Genomic DNA, 21,439 nt, shown 5'->3' on the forward strand with positions numbered 1-21,439 from the left:
ATGCGGGTCGAAGGCGTCCGAAAGGCCAATGTTTTTGAGGAAAATCTGGCGATTTTTTCAGCAATTTGGGCTGAATCAATGTGGCGATCCACGAGTCGATCTCAGGCGGTGCTTTGCCTGAGCTCGACGATGTGCTCTGTCTGGTAACAAAACAGGCTAGTTGGGCAGCAGCCTCTGCCTGTCCGCCATGCTGCGAGACCGGGCGTCAAATATGGATCCTAGCGCAAGCCATTTACCGCTGCCTGCCATTGATCAGAATCAGCGCGGCTGATCAAGTTGGGCGGTTGGTCCTCATGCATGATCAGCAGGCGGTCGGCCAGTTCGGCTTCGGCCTGTTTGTGGGTGACGAACAACAAGGCCTTGTTGGCGGTCTCAGAACGCAAAACTGACAGGATCGCAGCCGCCGTCTCACTGTCGAGACCTTCCGTGGTTTCATCCAGCAGCCACAGATCGGGCTTGAACAGCAGCAGCCGTGACAGGGCGAGTCGTCGGCTTTCGCCACCAGACAGGCCAAGGCCATCATCCCCGAGCGTCTGCTCAAGCCCGGCATTCGAGCGTTCCAGCACCTTGGCCAACTGGGCTTTTTGCAACGTTTGCCTCAGCAGTGTGTCGCTGCCTGAAGCATCGGCAATGCGCAAATTGAAGGCCAGCGACTCGCGGAACAATTCCGTGCGCTGGGTCAATAGTCCGATGCGAGGCTGCAAATGGGCGGCCCGCCCATCTTCGTAATCCAGTCGGATGCGCCCGCATTGTGGATCCAGCAATCCCGAAACAAGCCCGAGCAGGGTCGATTTGCCCGCTCCGGATGCGCCCACAATGCCGATGGCCTCGCCTGAGCGCAGCGACAGGGAAAAGTCGGAAAAGATTAAAGCCGCCTTGTCGGAATAGGCAAAGTCCACGCGGCTCACCTCCAGCAGGATGGGGCCATGGTCGCTCAAATCCGTGCTTTCGTCCTCAAGAGGATCAGCCACCAAAGGCAGGATTCGCTGCCCTGCATAAATCGCTTTGCCGATTTCCAGCAAGCCGCGGCGGATGGGAGCCATCAATTCGGTGAGTGCCAATGTTGCCAGTACCGCCATCAACAAAACAGACCCGGATATCGCCTCTTGTTCATAGGCATATGCCCCGGCCAGCAGCACCGCCACCAGAGCCGCTCCGCCAGCGAGACTGATCAGAGCCCGACCAACCAGATCATGTTTGGCCAACCGGTCCTGCAAGATGTGAATGCGATCAGCAGCACGCTGAATCGCATCCACCTGATCGGTCAAGCGCCCTGCCATGATCAATTCGACCTGACCGCGCAGTAAATCGATATAACGCAGCCGCAGGGCTTCGGACGAAAAGGCCAACCTGCGTCCCAGACCGACACCAACCCGCCCCGCTTGCAGCGGCAGCAGGATCAGCGCCAGCAGCAAAATACCGCCAACAGCCAGCGCCATCGGGACATTGATGGTATGCAAGGCGACCAGAACCACGAGGGTCGACAGAATGGCACTTGCCAGAGGCAGGACCACCTTGAGATAGATGCCATCAAGCGCGTCGATATCCGCAGTCAAACGGGCGAGCAGTTCCCCGGAGCGGAAGTCGCGTAGCCGCCGGAAGGTCAACTGAGAGATGCCGTCAAATACATAAAGCCGCAATCGAGCAATGAAACGGAAGGTGGCGTCATGAGTGATCACCCGCTCCCCATAGCGCCCGAAAGTACGGGCCAAAGCCGCCGTGCGAATGAGAAAGCCGGGATACAGTGTGTTGAAGGCCAGCGCCACACTGGCACCACTGAGCCCTGAAATGGCTGTGGCGCCAAGATACCAGCCCGCTGTTGCCATCAGCGCGATGCTGGCCAGCGCTGCCATCAATCCGATCAGCAGCCCCCACAGGAACCAGTTGGGATAATGCCGCCAGTAAAGCGAGAGCACAGACATCAAGGTCTTCATGATGCGTCCTCCTTTGTGTGGAGGGGGCTGTCGGCCGTTCGCTCAGCAAGCGCTGCTTCATCAAGGGCAGCCAGCTCTGCATGTGAGATGGCTTGCACGCGACCGTCATGCACATACAGGATTCGGTCGCAGCATTCGGCAACCGAGCGGTCATGGGTGGCAACCACCAGCAACCGTCCTTCAGCAATCTGCATCAGGCTGTCGGTGACCAGAGACGCAGTCTCGGCATCGAGATCCGCGGTCGGTTCGTCGCATAGAATAAGACTGGCGTCGCTCAGCATCGCCCGTGCAATCGCCAGCCGCCGCACCTGTCCCCCGGAAATGCCAAAGCCGGTTTCCCCGAGTATGGTCAGCAGATCGCGCGGCAGCTGGGTGACGAAGTGATCCCCGTGGGCGTGCTCAAGTGCTTTGCGCACCGCATCGCGATCTGCCTTCGGTGCAGCCAAGCGGACATTCATCAAAACCGAGCCATGGAATATGTGTGGCCTCTGGCCAATCCAGCCAATCGTTGGGCGCAGCGCGGCCCACTGTTCTGCATCAAGCGCCTGTTGATTGATCTCAAGATTGCCGGCAAGAGGGGACAGAAAACCGCACAGGGCTCCTAGAACGGTTGATTTACCCGAACCGGACGCCCCGAGAATGGCGATCTTTTCACCCTTCTCGAAACGAAAGGAAACGTCTTTCAAGACAGCGGGTGCGTCTTCCAAATAGCCAAGGTTTGCAGACTTGAACACAACGCTATCGATTGTGATCGGTTCAGATGCCGTGGAGGACGGCACCAAAGCGGTCTCCATCTCAGATCTTTGGGCCGTGATCCAGTCTATCGGCAACACCTGCATCAGGCGGTCGGCGGCCGCTTGTGCCGTTGCCTTGTCATGATAGGCGACGGCGAACTCCCGCAAGGGAGAAAAGAATTCCGGTGCCAGCAACAATAAAAACAAGCCGGTGCCCAGCGTGATCGGGGCACCATAGGTGCCATAGTCGATACTGCCCAAATAGTGATAGGCGGCGAAAATGGCGGTAAGGGCAATGCCAAGCGCGGCGAACAATTCAAGCGCCGCAGAGGACAGAAAGGCAATGCGCAGAACCCGCATTGTTGCCTTGCGATAGTCCGTGGCCAGAATGTCAAACTCCTCTCGGGTGCGGCCTACGGCGCGGAACAGTTTCAGCGTCGTCATGCCTGACAGGCGGTCCAGAAAGAGGCTGCTCATGTCTGACAGGGCAGAGATCTGGTCGTCCGAGGCTTTCTTGGCGCGGATGCCGACAATGGCCATGAACACGGGCACCAAGGGACCACAGACCATGAGGATCAAGGCCGCCGCCCATGATATGGAGGCGGACGCGATGAGGATCATCAGCGGAATGACAATCAGTTGCCGCTTCAAGGACAGATAGCGTGCCGTATAATCATTGAGTGCCTCGATCACATCCGATCCGAGCGCAGCCACTTCTCCTGCCGCTTTGCGCTCCTTGTCGAGCGGGGGGTGGTTGGCCAATCGCAAAGCCAATAAACCGCGCAGATCCCGACGCACCGCACTGGACACATGATGGCCGAGGCGCCCCGCCAGATACGCCAACAGCGCGCGCAGGCCGATGGATGCAAACAGAGCCAAGGCATAGGGGAACAGACCCGAAAGGCCGCTTTTGTCGGCGACAAGGGCATCAATGCCGAAGGCCAAAGAGAAGGCTATGGGAATGGCCATCAGGCCCGATGCCACGTCAAGCCAGGCCTTGCGGGACAGAGTGGAGGCGTGCGGTAACAGCACGGCGGCCAGCCATTGATCTGCTGGTCGCTTTTCCTTCCGTCTCTTGGCTCTTTCCTGCTTTGGCGCTCGGTCCTTGAACGTCTTGTCGTTAGCTGCCAGATCCTTGGTCATAAAGCGATATGCAATCCTTCCCTTGACAGATTGCATGGCCCGAATCCGGTAAAAAATCCGACAAATTGATGGTCCTCAATCTGTCAGGGTCTGCCATTGATCGGTCCCGAGGATCGTATCCCTAGGGTAGCAGACGCCGGAATCATTCGGGCTTGCAGATCTGTCGATTTGCTATGGCCTTTGCCGTTCTGAGCAGCAGACCGACAATAACTGGAATTAGTAGACCAAATAGACCAATGCCTGCAATGAGATGAAGGTCTGATTGCGCTTTTTCCGCAAACAATAATGTTGCGATGGTCAGGGCAGCCAAGGGGAAGCTGTAAGCCCACCACGACATGGCAAAGGGAATCCGCGACAGTTTTGGCAATTGGGTGAGAATGATCAGGAAGAAGACAATGCCGGTATTGTAGAGAATCCGCGCAAAGGGATCGAGCCCTCCGGTCAGGCTGACATAAGCCACAAAGCCCACCGCAGGCGGGGCGATCAGGATCATCAGGGTCGGCAGCAGCCGCTCGGGCAGGGGATTGTGAAAGACCAGCCGGTTGAAGACCAGTGTCAGCAGTACGATCCAGAAGACGATCCCGACCGAGAAATAGAACCAACCCAGCTCGATCAGGCCAAAGCGGCTCGCAGCGATTGGCACGATGATGTTGCCAACCACCGGAATGAACCAGGCCGGGTTGAGGGTCAGGGTTTCAAATGTCCGGTGGCCGATCCAGGCTGTTAACACCGCCAACGTACCCAACAGATGCAGCCCGGCCCCCAGCGCCCACACGCCTACAGCCAGCCCATGGGAGAAGGGTTCCATCGCCGTACCCACAAGAATGATGCCGATCGAGGCGGCTGGAAAGAAGCAGATCCGCACAGGATGATTCCATTCCCAGACAACCTGCTCGGGATAGCGCACAGCCTTCAGCCCATAGAGTGCCAGCAGGGCCACCAGTACCGCCACAGTGCCGATCAACAGCCCCAAACTGGCTCCATGCGCCACCCCTAGGCTTTTCTCAAGTCGTTCGGCGGCCAGAGTGAGCCCCGCCAGTCCCATCACCATGGCAAAGAAGGCATTGGGAAAGTGCGCTAATCTTGATGTGTCCGCCGGTTCCGGTTTTGCTGCCTCGACCTGTTTGGGCAATTCACTGGTGACCATCTGCGTCATTGTGCCTCTCCGTGGGCGTACAGTGTTTAAACAAGTAAACTTGATGCTTGTTATATTAAGTGCTAAAAGATATGCAACAAATGATCACGTTGATCACGGGAAAAAGTCAAATATATTCGAAAGTATAAACATACTTCGACCCATCATCGCTTTCCGACGAGGAGAGACGATGGCACTGCCATCCGGGCTTGTCACCCCGGTCTCTAGCTGGCTTGGGTGGCAGTGCACTTTACTTGACAACAGACAATCGGATTATGTCGGTGAAATTTGAAGAAGCAGCTTCGCAGGCTGGTTGACGAGATGCTTTTTACTGTGTGAGATGATCCGTAAAACAACGAATAAAATGAGAAGCGTGCACACACGCACCTGGGAGGTTTCATGCGACTGACACAGCATTCCAATTATGCCATGCGGCTGCTGATGTATTGTGCCCTGAAGCCAGACCAACCGGTCCGTTTGGCTGAAATTGCCGATGCTTACGATATTTCTGGACATCATATCAACAAGATAGCCCAGAGATTGACCCATATCGGCGCGATTCAGGCAATCCGCGGACGCAATGGTGGAATTCGTCTAGCCAAGGATCCCAAGGACATCAATATCGGCGAAATCCTCCGCCAGACCGAAGAGAATCTGGTGATCGTCGAGTGCTTTTCAGAGGAAAGCAATACCTGCCCGTTGATCAGCGAATGCAAATTCCGCTTGTTGTTGATGGATGCCTTGGCCGCTTTCCTGAAGGTGCTCGACGCCCACACATTGGCAGACCTTGTCAGCCACCCGGACTGCCTCAAGCCGCTTTTGGGGTTGAGCGATCAGATCGGAGCTTTGTCGGACATTCACCAGCCCGCCTGCAACTGAGCATGCATGCCGGGCGTCATGCCACCTTGCGCAGACGTGCCGGCAGGTAACGCAGCAAAGACCGGGATGGATCCGCAGGCATTGGTACAATCCGGGCAAGTTTGGCACCACCAAACAGGATCAGCAAAGCACCGAGCAAAGTGAACGGGCCCGGCACTTCCTCAAAGACCATCCAGCCCATCAATGTGGCAAACAGAATCCAGCTGTAATTGACTGGCCCGAGGATCGCTGCATCCGCCAGACGGAAAGCCTTGATGTTGAACAGCTGGCCGATGGTTGCCAAAGGGCCGATCCAGAGCAGGGGGGCTAGATCGGCAAAGGTCAGGGACGAGGTCATGAAAACATACCCGGCAGGAACCAATATCAGAAGGCTGCTGATGCCGGTGACATGCAAAATGACGCTGTAGGCCGTGTCCCGACGGGCGACAACCTTGAGAACCAACACCTCAAGACCCAAAATCACTGCCCCGGCCAGTGCCGCCGTTGCGCCCATCCATTCTTGCGCGGTGAGGGCAAGGGAAAACCCACTGTCTCCGAACAGCACGATATAGGCCCCGATGGCACAAAGGAAACCGGCCACCCAATGGGCGCGCCGCACACGTTCCCCCAGCAGCAAAGCCGCCAGACCTATAACGATCAAGCCTTCGAGCAAACCAATCGCCGTTGCATCGGCAAGCCGCATATTGGCCGCAGCAAAGATGGTTACACCCACGCCGCTGAGTGCCAGCATGGCCCGCATCAGATGGGTTGAAGGATTGGACGCTTTGAGACCACTGAGCGGTGTTCGCGTGATCAGAGCAAGACTGGCAATCGAGACAAAGCCACCAAGAAAGCGCATGAAAACGATCAGCAGGATCGGCACCTCTGCCCCCATCAGCTTGCCCGCGGCAAAGATCGGTGTGAAGCAGGCCGTCCCGACCAATGAATAGGCGATTGCCTTCACTACATCTCTGTCCATGCCTGCCATCCCGCCACGCTCTTTTTAACATCCGTATCCGTTTTGAATAGCGCGGACAATGACCGATTTAGCGATGGAAATGCAGCCGCCATTTTGGCATTATGGGCATGCGTAAATGCATGCAGAAAATAGTGAGAATGCGGAAATGAATATGAACTGGGATGATATGCAGCTTTTTCATGCCGCAGCGGTGGCTGGTTCAATGACCGGGGCCACCCGTCGCCTGAATCTGTCGCAACCGCAATTGTCCCGCCGCCTGCGCCAACTGGAAGATGGCATTGGTGCGCGTTTGTTCGACCGGACGCCGCAAGGCCTCAAACTGACTCGGGCCGGAGAAACCCTGTTGCCCCACGCCGAAGATATGCGCAAAGCGGCCGACGCGGTCTCCCGCGTGACGCCCAACCTGTCGACCAGAGGTTTGCGAAAGATCCGTCTCTCCGTCGACGACATGCGAATCCAGTTCATCAACCGGCATTTGACCGAACTGGTGGACGCGGTGGGGGATGTCGAGTTGGAGTTCTTCTCCACTCACCAGCATCTCAATCTGGTCGACCGAACCAGCGATTTGCAGATTCGCACCTGCCTGCCAGACACTGACACGGTGATCATGCGCAAACTCGCAGAGCAATCCTATGCGGTCTATGGTCAAAGGGACTGGCTCGCCAAATTGCCCGAACGCAGCATGGCCGAGCATCTCGCCGACACGCCATGGATCGGTTTTTGTGCCGATACCAAATGGTATCCGCAGGAGCATCTCTGGATGGAGGCGCATGTCACAGCGCCCGTGCGCCTGCGTTACAACTGCATTGCCGATTGTCTGGCGGGAACAAAAGCGGGGGTCGGGCTGGCCATTCTGCCGCGCTTCGTTGGGGAGGCTGACGACGCACTGATCAACCTGTCCGGCACTTTGGACGAGATGACCGGGCCGGAGCATGTGATTGTCAATCGGGATTTGCTACGGGAACCGGCGGTCCGCAAGACCATCGACGCTTTGGCAAAGATCTATCGTCACATGATCTGAAGCCTTCGGTTTCGCGCCACTTGCCAGTAAATCATTGAGTGGTTTGCATTTTGAGCCCAGATCGCTATGATGGCGCTGTCCCACTCTGGGCCTTGGCCTAGCCGATCCGTCATGGAAACGGATTGCGCGCCGCCTTTTCAAAAAACCAACAATTGCGCTTCAGCCCGATCTGACTGGGTCTGCTGTGCGCTGAATGGACGTGTCTTCAGACCCGGCTTGTTGTCGTGTCTGCGGGATAGACGTCAATTGAATAGGTGACCGATGACAAGACTTCGTTTGTCCAACTATGAACAGCATCTCAAATGGTTCGCCCTCATGTTGGGCGTGGTCAGCACGATTGGTATCGTGCAGGACTGGTATCCCTATACGATGTTCATCAATCTGCCCTTCTGCATGATCTGGATCTATTGCGCCTGGTTGCATACAGAACGGCAGCTCAAATACATCAATATCGTTTTCAGCTTGCTCTATATCTATGGCATTGGCCGTTACTTCATGCTGGACGCATGATCGTGTCTTGCCGCGGGGAGGGGTTAAACCTCCCTGCGATAGACCAGAAAGGCATGTGGAATCATGCCGCTGCGGCCCGGCGCATCAAAATGCACTTCACTGACCATACTCAGTCCTGCCGCCTCAAAAGCCTTGAACTCTCCCAGCATCACAGGCCATGGCACCGTTTCCCATGCTGAACCATCGGGCCGCACACGGGCATAAACCAGCAGGGTTCCTCCGGGTTTTACCAAATCGGCAATCGCTGCAAAGGCAGGTTCCCGCAGGGCATCAGGCAGGGACTGCAACGTATAGCATTCATGCACCAAATCGAAACGGCCAAAATCGGCTGGCAGATCGAACATGTCGGCGACATGGTACTCTACCTTGCTGTCTGGATAACGCTTTTGCGCCCATTCAATTGCATCCTTGCTGACATCAAAGGCGAGGGTCTGATAGCCAGCCTTGGCCAATGCTTCGGCATTTTCTCCCAGTCCACAGGCGACATCAACGGCCCTTGCGCCAGTGGTTGCCGGGTTGGCTGCCAGCCACTCCAGCACCTCCGGTTTGGCATCTTCACTGGTCCATGGTATCTCGGCTTGGTTGCCTGCCGCACGCTGATAGACCGCCTCGAAAAAGGCAATTCGCTCCTCAAGGCTATAACCATCTTCAATATCTTCGAACCGCACCATCGTAATCTCCCACTGGTCTCAGCACAGCCATTTTGGTCACCGGCTTTCCATCCGGGCTGAAATCATGTAGGCCTCATGGTCGGCCCGTCAAGATGCTTCGGTCAAGGGCTGGTCTGTTTGAGGCAGGGCGATCGCTGGAGGATTTCATGAAACCGACCAATTCCATTTATACAGGTTTGCCGACCACGATTTTTGAAACCATGTCCAGACTGGCCATCCAGCATGGCGCGATCAATCTGGGGCAGGGCTTCCCGGATGAAGATGGCCCGCTCGACATCCGGCAAATGGCCGCTGAACTGCTGATCGATGGGCCAAACCAATATCCCCCAATGCTCGGTCTGCCAGCGCTCAGAGAAGCCGTGGCAGAGGCGAACCGCCGTTTCTATCAGTTGGATATGGATCCGGCCACCAATATTCTGGTCACCTCTGGTGCAACCGAGGCTTTGTCCGATTGCCTCAACGCGTTGATCGAGCCGGGGGATGAAGTCATTCTGATCGAGCCGCTTTATGATTGCTATCTGCCACTGGCCGAGCGGGCAGGTGCGCACGTGAAAAGCGTGCGTCTTGTCCCTCCGGGCTGGAAGCTGGACCGCGCCGAGCTTGAAGCCGCCTTCAGCGACAAGACCAAAGCGATTCTGCTCAACAATCCGCACAATCCGGCGGGCAAGGTCTTTGACCGCGCCGAACTCGAACTGATTGCAGAGCTGGTCACAAAGCATGATGCCTATGCCATTTGCGACGAAGTCTATGAGCATATCCTGTTTGACGACCGGACCCACATCCCGCTGATGACCCTCGATGGCATGGATCAGCGTTGCCTGCGGATTGGGTCTGCTGGCAAGACCTTTTCGCTGACGGGTTGGAAGGTCGGCTACATTTCCGGACCGGCACAGTTGCTTGACCCTGTCGCCAAGGCCCATCAATTCACCACCTTCACCACGCCTCCGGCTCTACAGGCGGCTGTTGCTTTCGGTCTCGCCAAGGAGGATACCTATTATCGGTCGCTGGCCCGTGAGCTGCAAACCAAGCGCGATCATTTGAATGCCGGCCTTGCCGCAATCGGCTTTGAAATGATTCCCTGCGCCGGAACCTATTTTCTCACTGCCGACATCGCCGCCCTGTGCCGTCACAAGCAGTTGCCAATCGATGATGTCGCCTTCTGTCAGGCCATGACCGAGCAAGCGGGGGTGACCGCTGTTCCCGTCTCGGCTTTTTATCGGCCCGGACAGCAAAGTGATATCCCCAGCCAATTTGTCCGCTTTTGCTTCTCCAAGCAGATCCCTGTTCTTGATGAAGCCATCGCCCGGTTGTCAAAATGGATCAAGGGGTGAAACCTGCCCCTTGCCTGTCCACAATCGGTTGCGTAAATTGGTCGCAACCGGTCAAAAGACCAGCATAGGGGCAATTGTCTAATGCTAATTGAGGTGGTGACCCGCGCGTCAGCCCCGATTAAAGTCCACACGACTTGATTTCCATTTTTGGCACGTCCGGGCGAGTTGCCCGTCATGAATACAACCATTTGAACAATCGGGCTTTTTCGCCCGAAATCTGAATATAGGAGCAGTAGGCGACCCATGCGAGTTCTGGTGCTTGGTGGCTTTGGTCTTATCGGATCGGAAATCTGCCGAACTCTGCTCAAGGCCGGGCATGAGGTCGTCAGTCTGTCTCGCACGCCCAAAGATGCCTCTCGCCTGTTGCCGCAGGTGGAATGGCATACCGGAGACATGCGCCGCCTACAGGATCCCGGTGAGTGGCACCACATGCTCATTGGCGTTGATGCGGTGATCAATGCTGCCAGCGCCCTGCAGGATGGACTGTTGGCTGATCTGGAAGCCGTCCATCACCATTCAGTCAAGGCCTGCCTTGATGCCTGTATCGAACGTGGCATCATCCGCTTTGTGCAGATTTCTGCTACGGGCGCCGAACCAAATGCCCCGACACCTTTCATGCGCACCAAGGCTGCCGGTGACGATGCCATCATGGACTCGTCGATTGACTGGGTGATCTTGCGCCCCGGTCTGGTGCTGGCCCCGTCTGCTTATAGTGGCACGGCCTTGTTGCGCCTGCTGGTTGCTTTTCCCTACTGGCAACCGCTGGTCATGGCAGATCGCCGCATGCAGACCGTCCATGTTGAAGAGCTGACCGAAGCCGCCTTGATGGCTATCGAAGGCCGTATTCCGGCCCATGCGGACATCGATCTGGTGGAAGAGGAAACCCATTCCTTCGAAGATCTGGTGCGTGGCATGCGCGCTTGGCTTGGCTTCTCGCCTGCGCGCTACACCATCCGCATGTCGGAAAAATGGGCCGGAGTGATCACGAGCATTGCCAATGGGCTGGGACATCTGGGCTGGCGCTCGCCGCTCCGCTCAACCGCCCTGCAGGTGCTGGAAGGTCATGTCGCTGGTGATCCCACTCTGTGGCACGCCATTTCAGGTCGCTATTGCCGGTCCTATCAGGACACGCTGGGCATTCTGCCAAGCACCACACAGGAGCGTTGGTTTTCCAAACTGTCCCTGATGCTGCCGGTGCTGGTATTGACCTTGTCACTTTTCTGGGTGCTGACCGGGGTGATAACCCTGATCCAGATGCAGGATGCCACCAATCTTCTGGCTGAATCCGGCACCACTTTGTTGCAATCACAGTTCCTGTTGGCCAGTGCCGCGATGATCGACATCGTGTTGGGGGTGGCGATCCTTGTGCGAAATCTTGCCCGACAGGTCTGTCTGGCAATGGTGCTGATGACCATCATCTATCTGATTGCGGCCACTATTCTGGTGCCTGATCTCTGGGCCGATCCGCTCGGCTCGTTGCTGAAAGCCGTCCCTGCCATGATGCTGGCCCTGATCACCCGCAGCCTGCTGACCACCCGCTAGATGTCAGTCTTTCTTCAAAGGAAGAGAAGGCCAAAGGTCCGCAAGGCTTTCGCGGCAGCGGCCGTGTTTGCCTTCCGTCCGCTCGGCAGCAAACATCGCCGTTAGGATCGCCTCTTCGGTGGCTTCAATCGTCGCACGGAAGAAGGGATCAAGCGCGTTTTCGTGCAAATGCTCAACCCTTTCCACCGGATCCTGCGGCATATCATGCGGGATGCGGTTGGCCGTCGTGAAGGCCAGCACGATATCCCCGCTGCCCGAGCCAAACTGCGTGCCGGTCCGTGCCAATCCGGCGCTGGCTCGGACGCAAAGCCGTTGCAATTGCCGTGCGGTGAGGGGAGCGTCGGTGGCAAGGATAATGATGATCGAGCCTTTTTCCTCATCAGCACCCTGCTGTCGTTCAAGCGTCCGCCCCACCGGCTGGCCATCAACCACCAGATCACACAGCAAACCCATATTGCACAGGGTCAGAGCCGCAAGGCGATAAGAATGAGGCCCAGCAGGCACTAGGCGCGAAGCAGAGCCAATGCCGCCTTTCAGCTCATAGGCGCTCATGCCCGTGCCCGCGCCAATTGCCCCATGCTGACAGTGGCTCAAGCGCTGCACCAAGGCGTCCGCGACATGATCTTGCGTGACATGCAGGCCACGAATATCATTCAGATAAGCACCATCATTGCACTCCATCACCAGTGGGTTAACCGTTCCGGTGGCCTCGCCAATGGCCGGATGGTCGGCCAGCATATGCCGGACCAGCGCCGTTGACGCGGTGCCGACAGACAGCGTGTTGGTGAGGACAATCGGTGTCTCCAATTGACCCAGCTCGGTCAATTGCATCAGGCCGACGCTTTTGCCAAAACCATTGATCACATGGGCAGCAGCAACGCACTTTTCCTCAAACAGTGAGCCTCCATGGGGGTGGATCACCGACACCCCGGTTTGCACCGCACCGTTTGACAAAGTGACATGACCAAAGGACAATCCAGCAATGTCGGCCATGCTGTTGGAAGGGCCGGGGGTCATTGTTCCGATTCGGATACCAAAATCTGCCGCGTTGCGTTCACTCATCGTCTTGTTGCCCTTTCGGCCTTCAATTGTCTTTCATTTGCGGCGACCCTAGGCAACTGGGCGGGGACGTGCAAGCCAAGGTAAGACAAAACGCACGATTAGTGACACCACACATTTCTCTGGGGACGGATCACAGAAACTTTTGTTGCGGAGGGCCGTGAAAGAACAAAATTACTTTGACGTTTACGTCAAAACGCGATTGTATGGCGGTCAAACAAATCAAGTGTGACTGGCCTTGGCCTTGATGAGGCGGCGCAGTCCGGAATGGTCGGGGAGGACCTTATGTCAGCAAGTATTGTTGGTTGGGCGCATAGCAAGTTCGGAAAACTCGAAGGTGCGACCGTTGAATCTTTGATCGTCGACGCAGCAACCGAAGCCCTGGCCCATGCGGGCCTTGCGCCTGCGGATGTTGATGAAATCTATTTGGGGCATTTCAATGCCGGTTTCTCGCATCAAGATTTCACCTCTTCGCTGGTTTTGCAGGCGAGCCCCGACTTGCGCTTCAAACCTGCGACCCGCGTTGAAAATGCCTGCGCCACCGGCTCCGCAGCCATCTCTCAAGGCATCAAGGCGATTGAAGCAGGGCGTGCCCGCAAGGTGCTGGTTGTCGGTGTCGAGCAAATGACCACGACCCCCGGCCCGGAAATCGGCGCGAATCTGCTCAAAGCCTCTTATCTACCCGAGGATGGGGACACCCCGATGGGCTTCGCGGGTGTCTTTGGCAAGATTGCCCATCTCTATTTCGAGCGCTATGGCGACAAGACAGAAGCCTTGGCAATGATTGCTTCCAAGGCGCACAAGAATGGCATGTCCAATCCTTATGCCCAGATGCGCAAGGAATTCCCGTTTGAATTCTGCCGTGACGAAAGCGAGAAAAATCCGATTGTTGCCGGCCCACTCAAACGCACTGACTGCTCGCTGGTGTCTGATGGGGCCGCTGCCGTGGTTTTGTCCGACAACGACTCTGCCAGAAGCCATGATCAGGCCATTCAGTTCCGCGCCAACATTCAGGTCAATGACTTCCTGCCCATGTCCAAACGCGACATTCTGAAATTTGAAGGCTGCCGCACTGCTTGGGCCCGTGCCTTTGAGACAAGCGGATTGACGCTAGCTGATTTGGCTTTGGTGGAAACTCATGACTGTTTCACCATTGCCGAACTGATCGAATATGAAGCCATGGGCCTTGTGGCGGAAGGCGAGGGCGAACGGGCCATCAAGGAAGGCCTTGTGCTCAAGGATGGCAAGCTGCCGGTCAATCCATCCGGCGGCCTCAAATCCAAAGGCCACCCAATCGGAGCGACCGGGGTTTCCATGCATGCCCTGATGGCGATGCAGCTGACCGGAAAGGCGGGCGACATGCAAATTGCCGACGCCAACATTGGTGGCATTTTCAACATGGGCGGGGCTGCGGTCGCCAACTATGTTTCGATCCTTGAGCGTGTGAAATAAGCCAGCAGCTCCAAGACTCAAAAGCTCCGCTTCTTGCCTGCTTGCGGAGCCTTTTTGTTCAAACCGTCTCAATCGCGCTTGTTCTGGAATACGGTCACCGTTAGTCTCCCCGGACTGCAGCTCTGCAATGCTGCCATGATCCCTCACCAAGGAGACCCTTCTATGGCTGTTCTGGTTGAAGTCACACGTGGCGCACGCGTGGAAAGCTGGCATATGGGCGCGATTGCCGTTGTCGATACCACCGGAAAACTCGTGACCTCTATCGGCGACATCGAAAGCCCGGTTTACCCGCGTTCGGCCATCAAAGGCTTGCAGGCGCTGCCATTTGTCGAATCCGGTGCCGTTGATGCCTATGGTCTGCCGACTGAAGCCGTCTCGATTGCCTGTGCCTCTCACAATGGCGAGGAAAGCCACGTGCAGACTGTCCATAGCATGCTAGCGGCGTGCGGTCTGACGCTGGACGCCATGGAATGCGGTGCCCACAGCCCGAAATACGAGATTGATCAGGCGATCCTGCATCGTGCAGGCATCGAACCAACCGCTGCTCACAACAATTGCTCCGGCAAGCATGCCGGTTTCTTGTGCTTTGCGCAGAAGGCGGGGCTCGATCACCACGGCTACATCAAGGCCGAGCATCCGGTCCAACGGGAAATCCGGGCCGTTGTCGAATCCATGGCCAGCTTCCAGATGGACGAGCATAGCGTCCATGATCTGTGCGGCACGGATGGTTGCTCGATCCCCACCTACGCCATGCCGCTTAAGAACCTCGCACATGCCTTTGCCCGGTTTGGCACCGGGCAGGATCTGTCGCCAGAGCGTGCCAAGGCAGCCAGCCATATCCGCCAAGCGGTGGCAAAGGCGCCTTACATGGTTGCAGGGCATGATCGGTTCTGCACCGGCGTGATGGATATTTTCGGTGAACGGGCTTTCGTCAAGGTTGGGGCTGAAGGCGTCTTTTGCGCCACTCTGCCAGAGCAGGGGATCGGCGTTGCACTCAAATGCTGGGACGGGGCGTTCCGAGCCGCAGAAGTGATGATGGCCGCTGTCATTGATGCCTTCCTGCCAATGAGCGAAGGCGAGGCCGTAGCGCTAGATCGCTGGCGTAGAGACAAGATGATCAACTGGAATGGAATCCATGTCGGTGATGTTCAACTGGCCGAAGGTGTCTTGAGTCATCTCATGCAGAGAAAAACCGCCTAGCCAATTGGGGACGATCGGTTGGGTACGACGCTGAAAAACAGCGTGCAGAAAAACAGGAAAGCAAGATTAATGTTGTCAGAGGTCGGATATCGCTTCACTCATACCATCAGCCGCACGCCGGGCAGCTCGATTGCTGACGGACTGAGGGCTGGCAGCGGACCGGACCCGGATCCAACCTTGTTTTTGGCCCAGCATCAAGCCTATCTCGATGCGTTGGCCGAGGCCGGGGTGACGACACTCTGTTTGCCTGCGCTTGAAGCCTTCCCGGATTCGGTCTTTGTTGAGGATCCTGCCCTTTGCTTCCCCGAAGGTGCGATCCTGCTCAGGCCTGGTGCGCAGACACGCCTCGGAGAAGCTGAAGCCATTCTGCCGGTGCTGCAAGAGCAGTTTCCAACGGTGATCCAATTGCAGGGGCCGGGCTATGTTGATGGGGGAGACATCATGGTCACTGATCGTGAGGTGCTTGTTGGTCTGTCTGCCCGCACCAACGAAGAAGGATTTGAAGAACTCGCCAAGCATCTCAAGGCGTGGGGTTACAGGCCACGTATGATGAAGACCCCAGAAACCATTCTGCACTTCAAGACAGCCAGCTCATATCTGGGCAATGAAACGGTTCTGTGCACCCGTGACATGGCCGAAAGCGGCTTGTTTGAAGGCTACCAAACCGTCGTGATACCTCAGGGGGAAGAGGTGGCAGCCAATGCTATTCGAGTCAATGACACCATCCTGATGTCAAAGGGCTTTCCCAAAACTGCAACCTTGTTGCGCAAAACCACGCCTGATGTGCGTGTTGTCGAACTCGACACCAGTGAGGCGGCCCGCGTGGATGGCGGCTTGTCCTGCATGTCCCTGCGCTACTTCAAAGGCTAGCGCCTCGTTCATTCAGACCAGAATATATTCACGCTCGTCTTTCCCGGGGTCCTTGGACGGTTCAGCTGCATCTTTATCACCCACAAAGTCGGGGTCTGCCAGATTGGGCTGTTCCAAACCGAGAAACTCGTGAAGCAGTCGATTGATATCCTTTGGATAGAAGGGCTTTGGCAGGAAGCAGGCCAAACCGTTCTCGGCAACCTTGTCGTCCATATCAACGTTGCTGGTCGACATCAGCACGATGCGGCATTGGGGCTGCAATCTGAGAATTTGCTTTGCCGTTTCCAACCCGTTCTGAACAGGCATGTTGAGGTCAAGGAAAACGCAGTAATAGGGAATTTTGCGGCAAAGAGACACCGCCATTTCACTGGAATCGGCCTCCGAGATCGCCAACGCGAACTGGCTCTCGCCAAGGACCTTCATCACGACTTTGCGCATGACGCGCGTATCATCGACGATCAACGCTGGGAGGGGATCTCTGGAAAGACTGGCCCGTTTCATCACGCGCTCGAGGCTGGGCAGATCAACCGGTGCGACAAGGCAGTCATAGACGGAAGATTCAACAGCATTGACAAACAGGTCAGGGTTCGGAGCATCGACGATCAGTGCAATCACCGTTTCCTCGCCGATGTCGTACAATTGCATCGGCAAGTTCGTTTGATCAACCTCTTCAAAGCTACCGATCAACGCAAGATCATACGGCTGCTTTTGGGCTTTTTTAAACTTGCCCAAACAGTCTTCAAACGTCGTAACTTCTGTCAGGTCAGCAGTCACGTCCAACTGTCTGACAAGCTGTGTCAGCTTGTTTCGGTTGGTCGCGGATTGATCCGCGACCAGAACACGTTTGCTTTGTCGCACCATTGAAACCTGACCCTCTCTGCATGGGTCACACATATAGGTTGAATGCAAACCTATGGTGACTTGCAGATGTCTAAGCTTAGTCCCCCTCTCAAACGATACACGTCTTTTTGGTCAACTTGTAAGAAAAAAATGTCCGCCCAGCGGGCAAAATGTACCAAATAAGATTAGGACCGTTCGCTTCGTAAGCTTGTCAATAGCTGGTTGATGACATTTTCTACCGCGACAGACGCAGGCAGTTCACCAATCTCGACGGCATGCTCAACCTGTTTCAGCAACCCTTGAACGCTGTCATTCTCGTGCAGCATGGCGCGCATGCGATCTTCCAGCATGGCCCACATCCAGCGCACTTGCTGTTCGCTGCGCTTGGTTTGGAACTCGCCGGTTTCCGACAATTTCTCCTGATGCAACTCGACCTGCTTCCACATTTTGTCGAGGCTTTCATTGGCCAGACCGGAAATGGTCATCACCGGAGGGCTCCAGTTGGGGCTGGTTGGCTTCATGATGTGAAGAGCGGTGCGATATTGGGCTGCAGCCTTGCGTGCCCGCGTCCATCCGTCGCCATCTGCCTTGTTGATGGCGATCATGTCGGCAATTTCCAGCACACCCTTCTTGATGCCCTGAAGCTCGTCGCCTGCTCCTGGCAGCATCAGAACGAGGAAAAAGTCCACCATGTCGGCAACGGTGGTTTCTGATTGGCCGATGCCGACGGTCTCAACAAGAATCACGTCATATCCGGCGGCCTCGCACAGGAACATCGATTCCCGCGTCCGGGCTGCCACACCGCCCAGTGTGCCGGCAGATGGGGAGGGACGGATAAAGGCGTTGGTGTCAGTGCAAAGCTGCTCCATGCGGGTCTTGTCGCCAAGAATCGAACCACCTGTTCGGGTCGAGGACGGATCAACCGCCAGAACGGCAACCTTGTGGCCAGCTGCAGTCAGGTTCGAACCCAACTGGTCGATCGTCGTCGATTTGCCAACCCCGGGCACACCAGTGATGCCAACGCGGTGCGCTTTCCCAGAATAGGGCAGCAGTCGGGTCAAAAGATCATGGGCAATCATTCTGTGATCAGGCTTCCGGCTTTCGACAAGCGTGATGGCGCGCGCCAAAGCCGATCGGTTGCCTTCCAGAATTTGCTCCGTCAGTTTCTCCGCATTCAGACGATCAGGTACCATAGCAGTGCTTCCTTGGCCCGCTGCAGCGAGCTTTCATTCGTTTCGGACATCGATAAGGTCGGGTTACGGGGAACCCCTTTCCAGCGAGGGCGTTGAATCGCCTCCCAATGGATGTTCCCTATTGGTCTAACGTATAAAAGAACGATTGTCTGCCTGACCAAATGGACCAAGTGCCTCAAGGGTGTCAGGGGAAAATTCAGGAGATGAGTGGATAAAATCAATAAGTAACTGGAATAGCGATAGAATCGCGTGTCGGGTCGGGTACGGTCATTGCACTGTCCACGTCACAGGCACTTTGGGGACGCATAACGACCCGATCCCCTTCGGTTGCGACCGCATAGGGTTCAAAAATCAGTTGGCCCTGCTGGCCGCCATTGCCAGAAACCGGCAATTCAGCGCGGAAACGCATCATGTTACCCGCCAGACCATAAGGTGGTAGTGACGGCAACAACTCAATCAGTGCTTCTGTGACGATTTGACCGGTCTTGTTATCAACAAGAGTGAGGTGGAACCCATCACACCAACTGCCCGGAACCTCCCCTTCAATCAGCATGTCGCCCCCCAGCTCGGCATTCTCCCTTACCCCGTCCAGATTGACGCTGGCCGTTGAAAAACCGGTTGCCGTATGACGCGAGACCAACATGGCATCGCCTTCAAACAGATCAGCATAGGAGGCATCAAGGGAGGCGGCAAAGATCGCTGTCGGAATATAGACCGCATAGGGGCCATCAGCCTCGGCCCCGAGCAGACCGGGATTGAAATGGAAGGTCAGTCCGGCAATCTTGCCGGACAGTTTTGAGGGCACCAGCGTGAAGGTGTTGAGCAGATCAAGATCCGGGTTGAGATCCTTCAGCCATGAATCCTGTTCGATGCTGATTGTCGTACCAAGGCGTATGGACTTCTGGCGCACGATATCGGCGCGCATATAGGCAGCAATCAGATTGATCGTGGCCTTCAATGCGTCATCATTCTGGCTTCCGAACAAATCGCGCAAACCAAAGGCCTTCTGTGAGCGGTGATCGAAGTTGAAGCTCAGAAGCTGAACATGCTTGTGTGCATCGCTCTCGGTGATGGTTTCCTTGAGAAACAGCGAGCTGAGCTCCGAGGACGAAAAGCGGTCTTCCACCCGACCGGAAATAACCCGTTTCGGTCGATCTGTCCCGCTCGTGTTGCCCGGATTGGCTTTCTGCTGCGCGCGCAGCTCCTGCCATTGCGAAAGGGCTCTGTTTTCCAGTGTTCCACGCAGAATTCTGCTGATCCAAGGATGCTCTACCAGAGCATTCGGCATCAGATAGGAAATCGACGTATCTTGCGCATAAAGAAGGAAAGGACGTTGCTCGGTGAAAAGCACTGAAAAGCGCTGCCGTAAGCGGGGACCTTGCGGCACAATATTCGGTGCGCTGTCTTGTTGTGTATCCTTGGCTTCGGCTGTTGCGTCTGATGGTTTGAGCTGGCTTGCCGCCGCCGGCATGTCGGGGGCCTCTCCGACCGAGTCCTGCATTTGGCTTTTGTCGAGCGTGGTGGGCACATTCTCAAGGACAGGACTGGTCAGCGCCCGTGGCATGCTCTCAACTGGCACTGCCGGATCCGATGCGGTCTCCGATTTTCTCTTTGTAGCATCCGGGCCTGAAAGCTCGTTCTGCTGAGCCGGGGCAGCCTCAGTCCTGTTCTCAACCAGTTTGGCTGGCGACGGCTTGAGCGTCGGGGTGGAAGGCAACAGGTCAATGCCCAAATCCTGGGGAGTGTCTTGCACCATAAAGCTGACCGGTTCTGCCAGTCCATCTGCCAATGCAGTGCCGTTGAGCAGCAACCCGCCCAGCAAGGTCAGGGACAAAAACAGGCGAGCGGCACGGCTGGTGCCATGCGCATCCATGCATTTGCCCTGATTGATCACTGCAAGCGGATTTTGCATTTGGGAGAAGGTCCGATCCGAAAAGAAAAACACTTTAACTATAAACATGCATCTGCACATAAATGAGGCAAGGCCCAATGACGCTCTTTTGCTCACCTTTTAAACACTTTAGGCCGCAAGGAGGAGGATTGGGAGAGAAAATTGGATCAAGGTGTCCAAAGAATGCGTTGCAGGGTGGCCTGATCAAACTGATTGGCAGGAGGCAAACGGTCAAATGGGCCGGTGAAGCCGGAGATCGCGAAAATCAGCGTGACTTTTTCGGTGTTGGCCGCCTTGCAAATCCCCATGCCGCGCCAAAGACCAGTGCCCACCCGGCAGGCACTGCGTGGCAGACGTGATTGCGCAAAGGACATGCCAAGACGCTCGCCATTCGGTCCGGCCACCGCATCGCCAACGCCATGAACAACGCCGATCTTGCCGCCCGTGCCTTTGAAAATCTGAGCCATCTGCAAGCCATTGAGAAAGGCCGCATACGTCCATTGCGTTCCAGTTTCACCAGCGGTCTGAATCGTTTCGATCTGATAGCCCGGCATGGCCGCGCCAATAGCCTTCGGCCCATAGCTGGTCTCAGATGTTAGGCCCGCAACGCCTGCATCGGTCACACTCAACACTGCCTTGGGGGGCGGTGCTGCACCCTGATTGCCAATCGGCCCCATGGAAACACCGCAAGCTGCAAGCGTTGCGCTGACAAACACGAATGCCGCAGGGCGCAGAATTTTAGTAAGGAATGCACGCATGAACTGAACTGACTGCTTTCTTCTTTTGTTTTGATGGCCGCTTGAGAAACGCCCATATCCGGCCAATGACGGGCCTGACAACGTCGGGTCAACGGTTCGCTCAAGACCGTTAGAACGAGAGCCTAACACCTAGTCCCACCGGGTGAAAGTAGTCATGGCCGTCCAATGGGGATAAGCAAGGGGTTAACCATCATATTTGGATTGATCTTGACTTAATATGCGGCTTACATTCAACAAATCACGTAAAATGGCGCGATACCAAGCCCTTCACGTTCTGTTACCCGGGAACGGTGGCAGTCTCAAGACAAGGAATGACAC

At 56.1% G+C, this 21,439-nt stretch carries 18 protein-coding genes; 8 read left to right on the top strand and 10 right to left on the bottom strand.

What is annotated here, in order from left to right; genetic code table 11:
- Positions 1-218: 218 nt before the first annotated feature.
- The 3 genes from cydC to DSD30_RS13195 all read right to left on the bottom strand — a co-directional run bounded on the left by cydC (position 219) and on the right by DSD30_RS13195 (position 4,967).
- Complete coding sequence (cydC, locus tag DSD30_RS13185) at positions 219-1,934, bottom strand: thiol reductant ABC exporter subunit CydC (protein ID WP_114010125.1); 1,716 nt, start codon at positions 1,932-1,934, stop codon at positions 219-221.
- Positions 1,931-3,811 carry a thiol reductant ABC exporter subunit CydD gene (gene cydD / locus DSD30_RS13190; protein ID WP_157967698.1) on the bottom strand — a complete coding sequence of 627 codons (1,881 nt, stop codon included), beginning with the start codon at positions 3,809-3,811 and terminating at the stop codon, positions 1,931-1,933. Before cydD ends, cydC begins: the two co-directional genes overlap by 4 nt.
- 142 nt (positions 3,812-3,953) lie before the next feature.
- Positions 3,954-4,967 (bottom strand): SLAC1 anion channel family protein, encoded by a 1,014-nt coding sequence (locus tag DSD30_RS13195; RefSeq protein ID WP_245418466.1) that lies wholly within the window; start codon positions 4,965-4,967, stop codon positions 3,954-3,956.
- A gap of 378 nt (positions 4,968-5,345) precedes the next feature.
- On the opposite strand from DSD30_RS13195, the gene DSD30_RS13200 reads away from it, so the two are divergent.
- Positions 5,346-5,825, top strand: a complete 480-nt coding sequence (locus DSD30_RS13200) for an RrF2 family transcriptional regulator (RefSeq protein ID WP_114010127.1) — start codon at positions 5,346-5,348, stop codon at positions 5,823-5,825.
- Between the two features lie 16 nt (positions 5,826-5,841).
- On the opposite strand, the gene DSD30_RS13205 is transcribed toward DSD30_RS13200, so the two are convergent.
- Positions 5,842-6,783, bottom strand: a complete 942-nt coding sequence (locus tag DSD30_RS13205; RefSeq protein WP_157967699.1) for a DMT family transporter — start codon at positions 6,781-6,783, stop codon at positions 5,842-5,844.
- Positions 6,784-6,934: 151 nt separating this feature from the next.
- On the opposite strand from DSD30_RS13205, the gene DSD30_RS13210 reads away from it, so the two are divergent.
- Complete coding sequence (locus DSD30_RS13210; protein WP_198662952.1) at positions 6,935-7,804, top strand: LysR family transcriptional regulator; 870 nt, start codon at positions 6,935-6,937, stop codon at positions 7,802-7,804.
- 261 nt (positions 7,805-8,065) lie between these two features.
- Complete coding sequence (locus DSD30_RS13215; protein ID WP_114010130.1) at positions 8,066-8,314, top strand: peptidase; 249 nt, start codon at positions 8,066-8,068, stop codon at positions 8,312-8,314.
- Between the two features lie 23 nt (positions 8,315-8,337).
- Here the strand turns inward: DSD30_RS13215 and DSD30_RS13220 are convergent, their stop codons facing one another.
- Positions 8,338-8,985, bottom strand: a complete 648-nt coding sequence (locus tag DSD30_RS13220; protein WP_114010131.1) for a class I SAM-dependent methyltransferase — start codon at positions 8,983-8,985, stop codon at positions 8,338-8,340.
- A gap of 146 nt (positions 8,986-9,131) precedes the next feature.
- Here DSD30_RS13220 and DSD30_RS13225 point away from each other — a divergent pair, with 146 nt between their 5' ends.
- Together DSD30_RS13225 and DSD30_RS13230 are read left to right on the top strand one after the other, a co-directional pair.
- Positions 9,132-10,316 carry an aminotransferase gene (locus DSD30_RS13225; RefSeq protein ID WP_114010454.1) on the top strand — a complete coding sequence of 395 codons (1,185 nt, stop codon included), beginning with the start codon at positions 9,132-9,134 and terminating at the stop codon, positions 10,314-10,316.
- A 243-nt stretch (positions 10,317-10,559) separates the two neighbouring features.
- Positions 10,560-11,858: an SDR family oxidoreductase gene (locus DSD30_RS13230; RefSeq protein ID WP_114010132.1), complete on the top strand. Its 1,299-nt coding sequence runs from the start codon at positions 10,560-10,562 to the stop codon at positions 11,856-11,858.
- A gap of 3 nt (positions 11,859-11,861) precedes the next feature.
- Here the strand turns inward: DSD30_RS13230 and DSD30_RS13235 are convergent, their stop codons facing one another.
- Positions 11,862-12,920, bottom strand: coding sequence for a DmpA family aminopeptidase (locus tag DSD30_RS13235; protein ID WP_114010133.1), 1,059 nt, complete (start codon positions 12,918-12,920; stop codon positions 11,862-11,864).
- Positions 12,921-13,202: 282 nt separating this feature from the next.
- On the opposite strand from DSD30_RS13235, the gene DSD30_RS13240 reads away from it, so the two are divergent.
- The 3 genes from DSD30_RS13240 (at position 13,203) to DSD30_RS13250 (ending at position 16,439) form a co-directional block, all read left to right on the top strand.
- Complete coding sequence (locus DSD30_RS13240) at positions 13,203-14,369, top strand: acetyl-CoA acetyltransferase (protein WP_114010455.1); 1,167 nt, start codon at positions 13,203-13,205, stop codon at positions 14,367-14,369.
- 162 nt (positions 14,370-14,531) lie between these two features.
- Positions 14,532-15,569, top strand: a complete 1,038-nt coding sequence (locus DSD30_RS13245; RefSeq protein WP_114010134.1) for an asparaginase — start codon at positions 14,532-14,534, stop codon at positions 15,567-15,569.
- Positions 15,570-15,638: 69 nt separating this feature from the next.
- A complete protein-coding gene (locus DSD30_RS13250; RefSeq protein WP_114010135.1) occupies positions 15,639-16,439 on the top strand; it encodes a dimethylarginine dimethylaminohydrolase family protein in 801 nt (266 codons plus the stop codon).
- Between the two features lie 12 nt (positions 16,440-16,451).
- Here DSD30_RS13250 and DSD30_RS13255 read toward each other — a convergent pair whose 3' ends face one another.
- The 4 genes from DSD30_RS13255 to DSD30_RS13270 form a co-directional block, all read right to left on the bottom strand.
- Entirely contained in the window at positions 16,452-17,084 is a 633-nt protein-coding gene (locus DSD30_RS13255) for a response regulator (protein ID WP_157967700.1), read from the bottom strand.
- A gap of 380 nt (positions 17,085-17,464) precedes the next feature.
- The gene (gene meaB / locus DSD30_RS13260; RefSeq protein ID WP_114010137.1) at positions 17,465-18,472 is read right to left on the bottom strand and encodes a methylmalonyl Co-A mutase-associated GTPase MeaB; all 1,008 of its coding nucleotides are present in this window, start codon (positions 18,470-18,472) and stop codon (positions 17,465-17,467) included.
- A gap of 217 nt (positions 18,473-18,689) precedes the next feature.
- Positions 18,690-20,384, bottom strand: a complete 1,695-nt coding sequence (locus DSD30_RS13265) for an RsiV family protein (protein WP_114010138.1) — start codon at positions 20,382-20,384, stop codon at positions 18,690-18,692.
- A gap of 146 nt (positions 20,385-20,530) precedes the next feature.
- Positions 20,531-21,121, bottom strand: a complete 591-nt coding sequence (locus DSD30_RS13270; protein WP_114010139.1) for a DUF1131 family protein — start codon at positions 21,119-21,121, stop codon at positions 20,531-20,533.
- Positions 21,122-21,439: the final 318 nt, after the last annotated feature.

The sequence above is a fragment of the Cohaesibacter intestini genome (assembly GCF_003324485.1).
In the GTDB taxonomy this organism is placed as follows: domain Bacteria; phylum Pseudomonadota; class Alphaproteobacteria; order Rhizobiales; family Cohaesibacteraceae; genus Cohaesibacter; species Cohaesibacter intestini.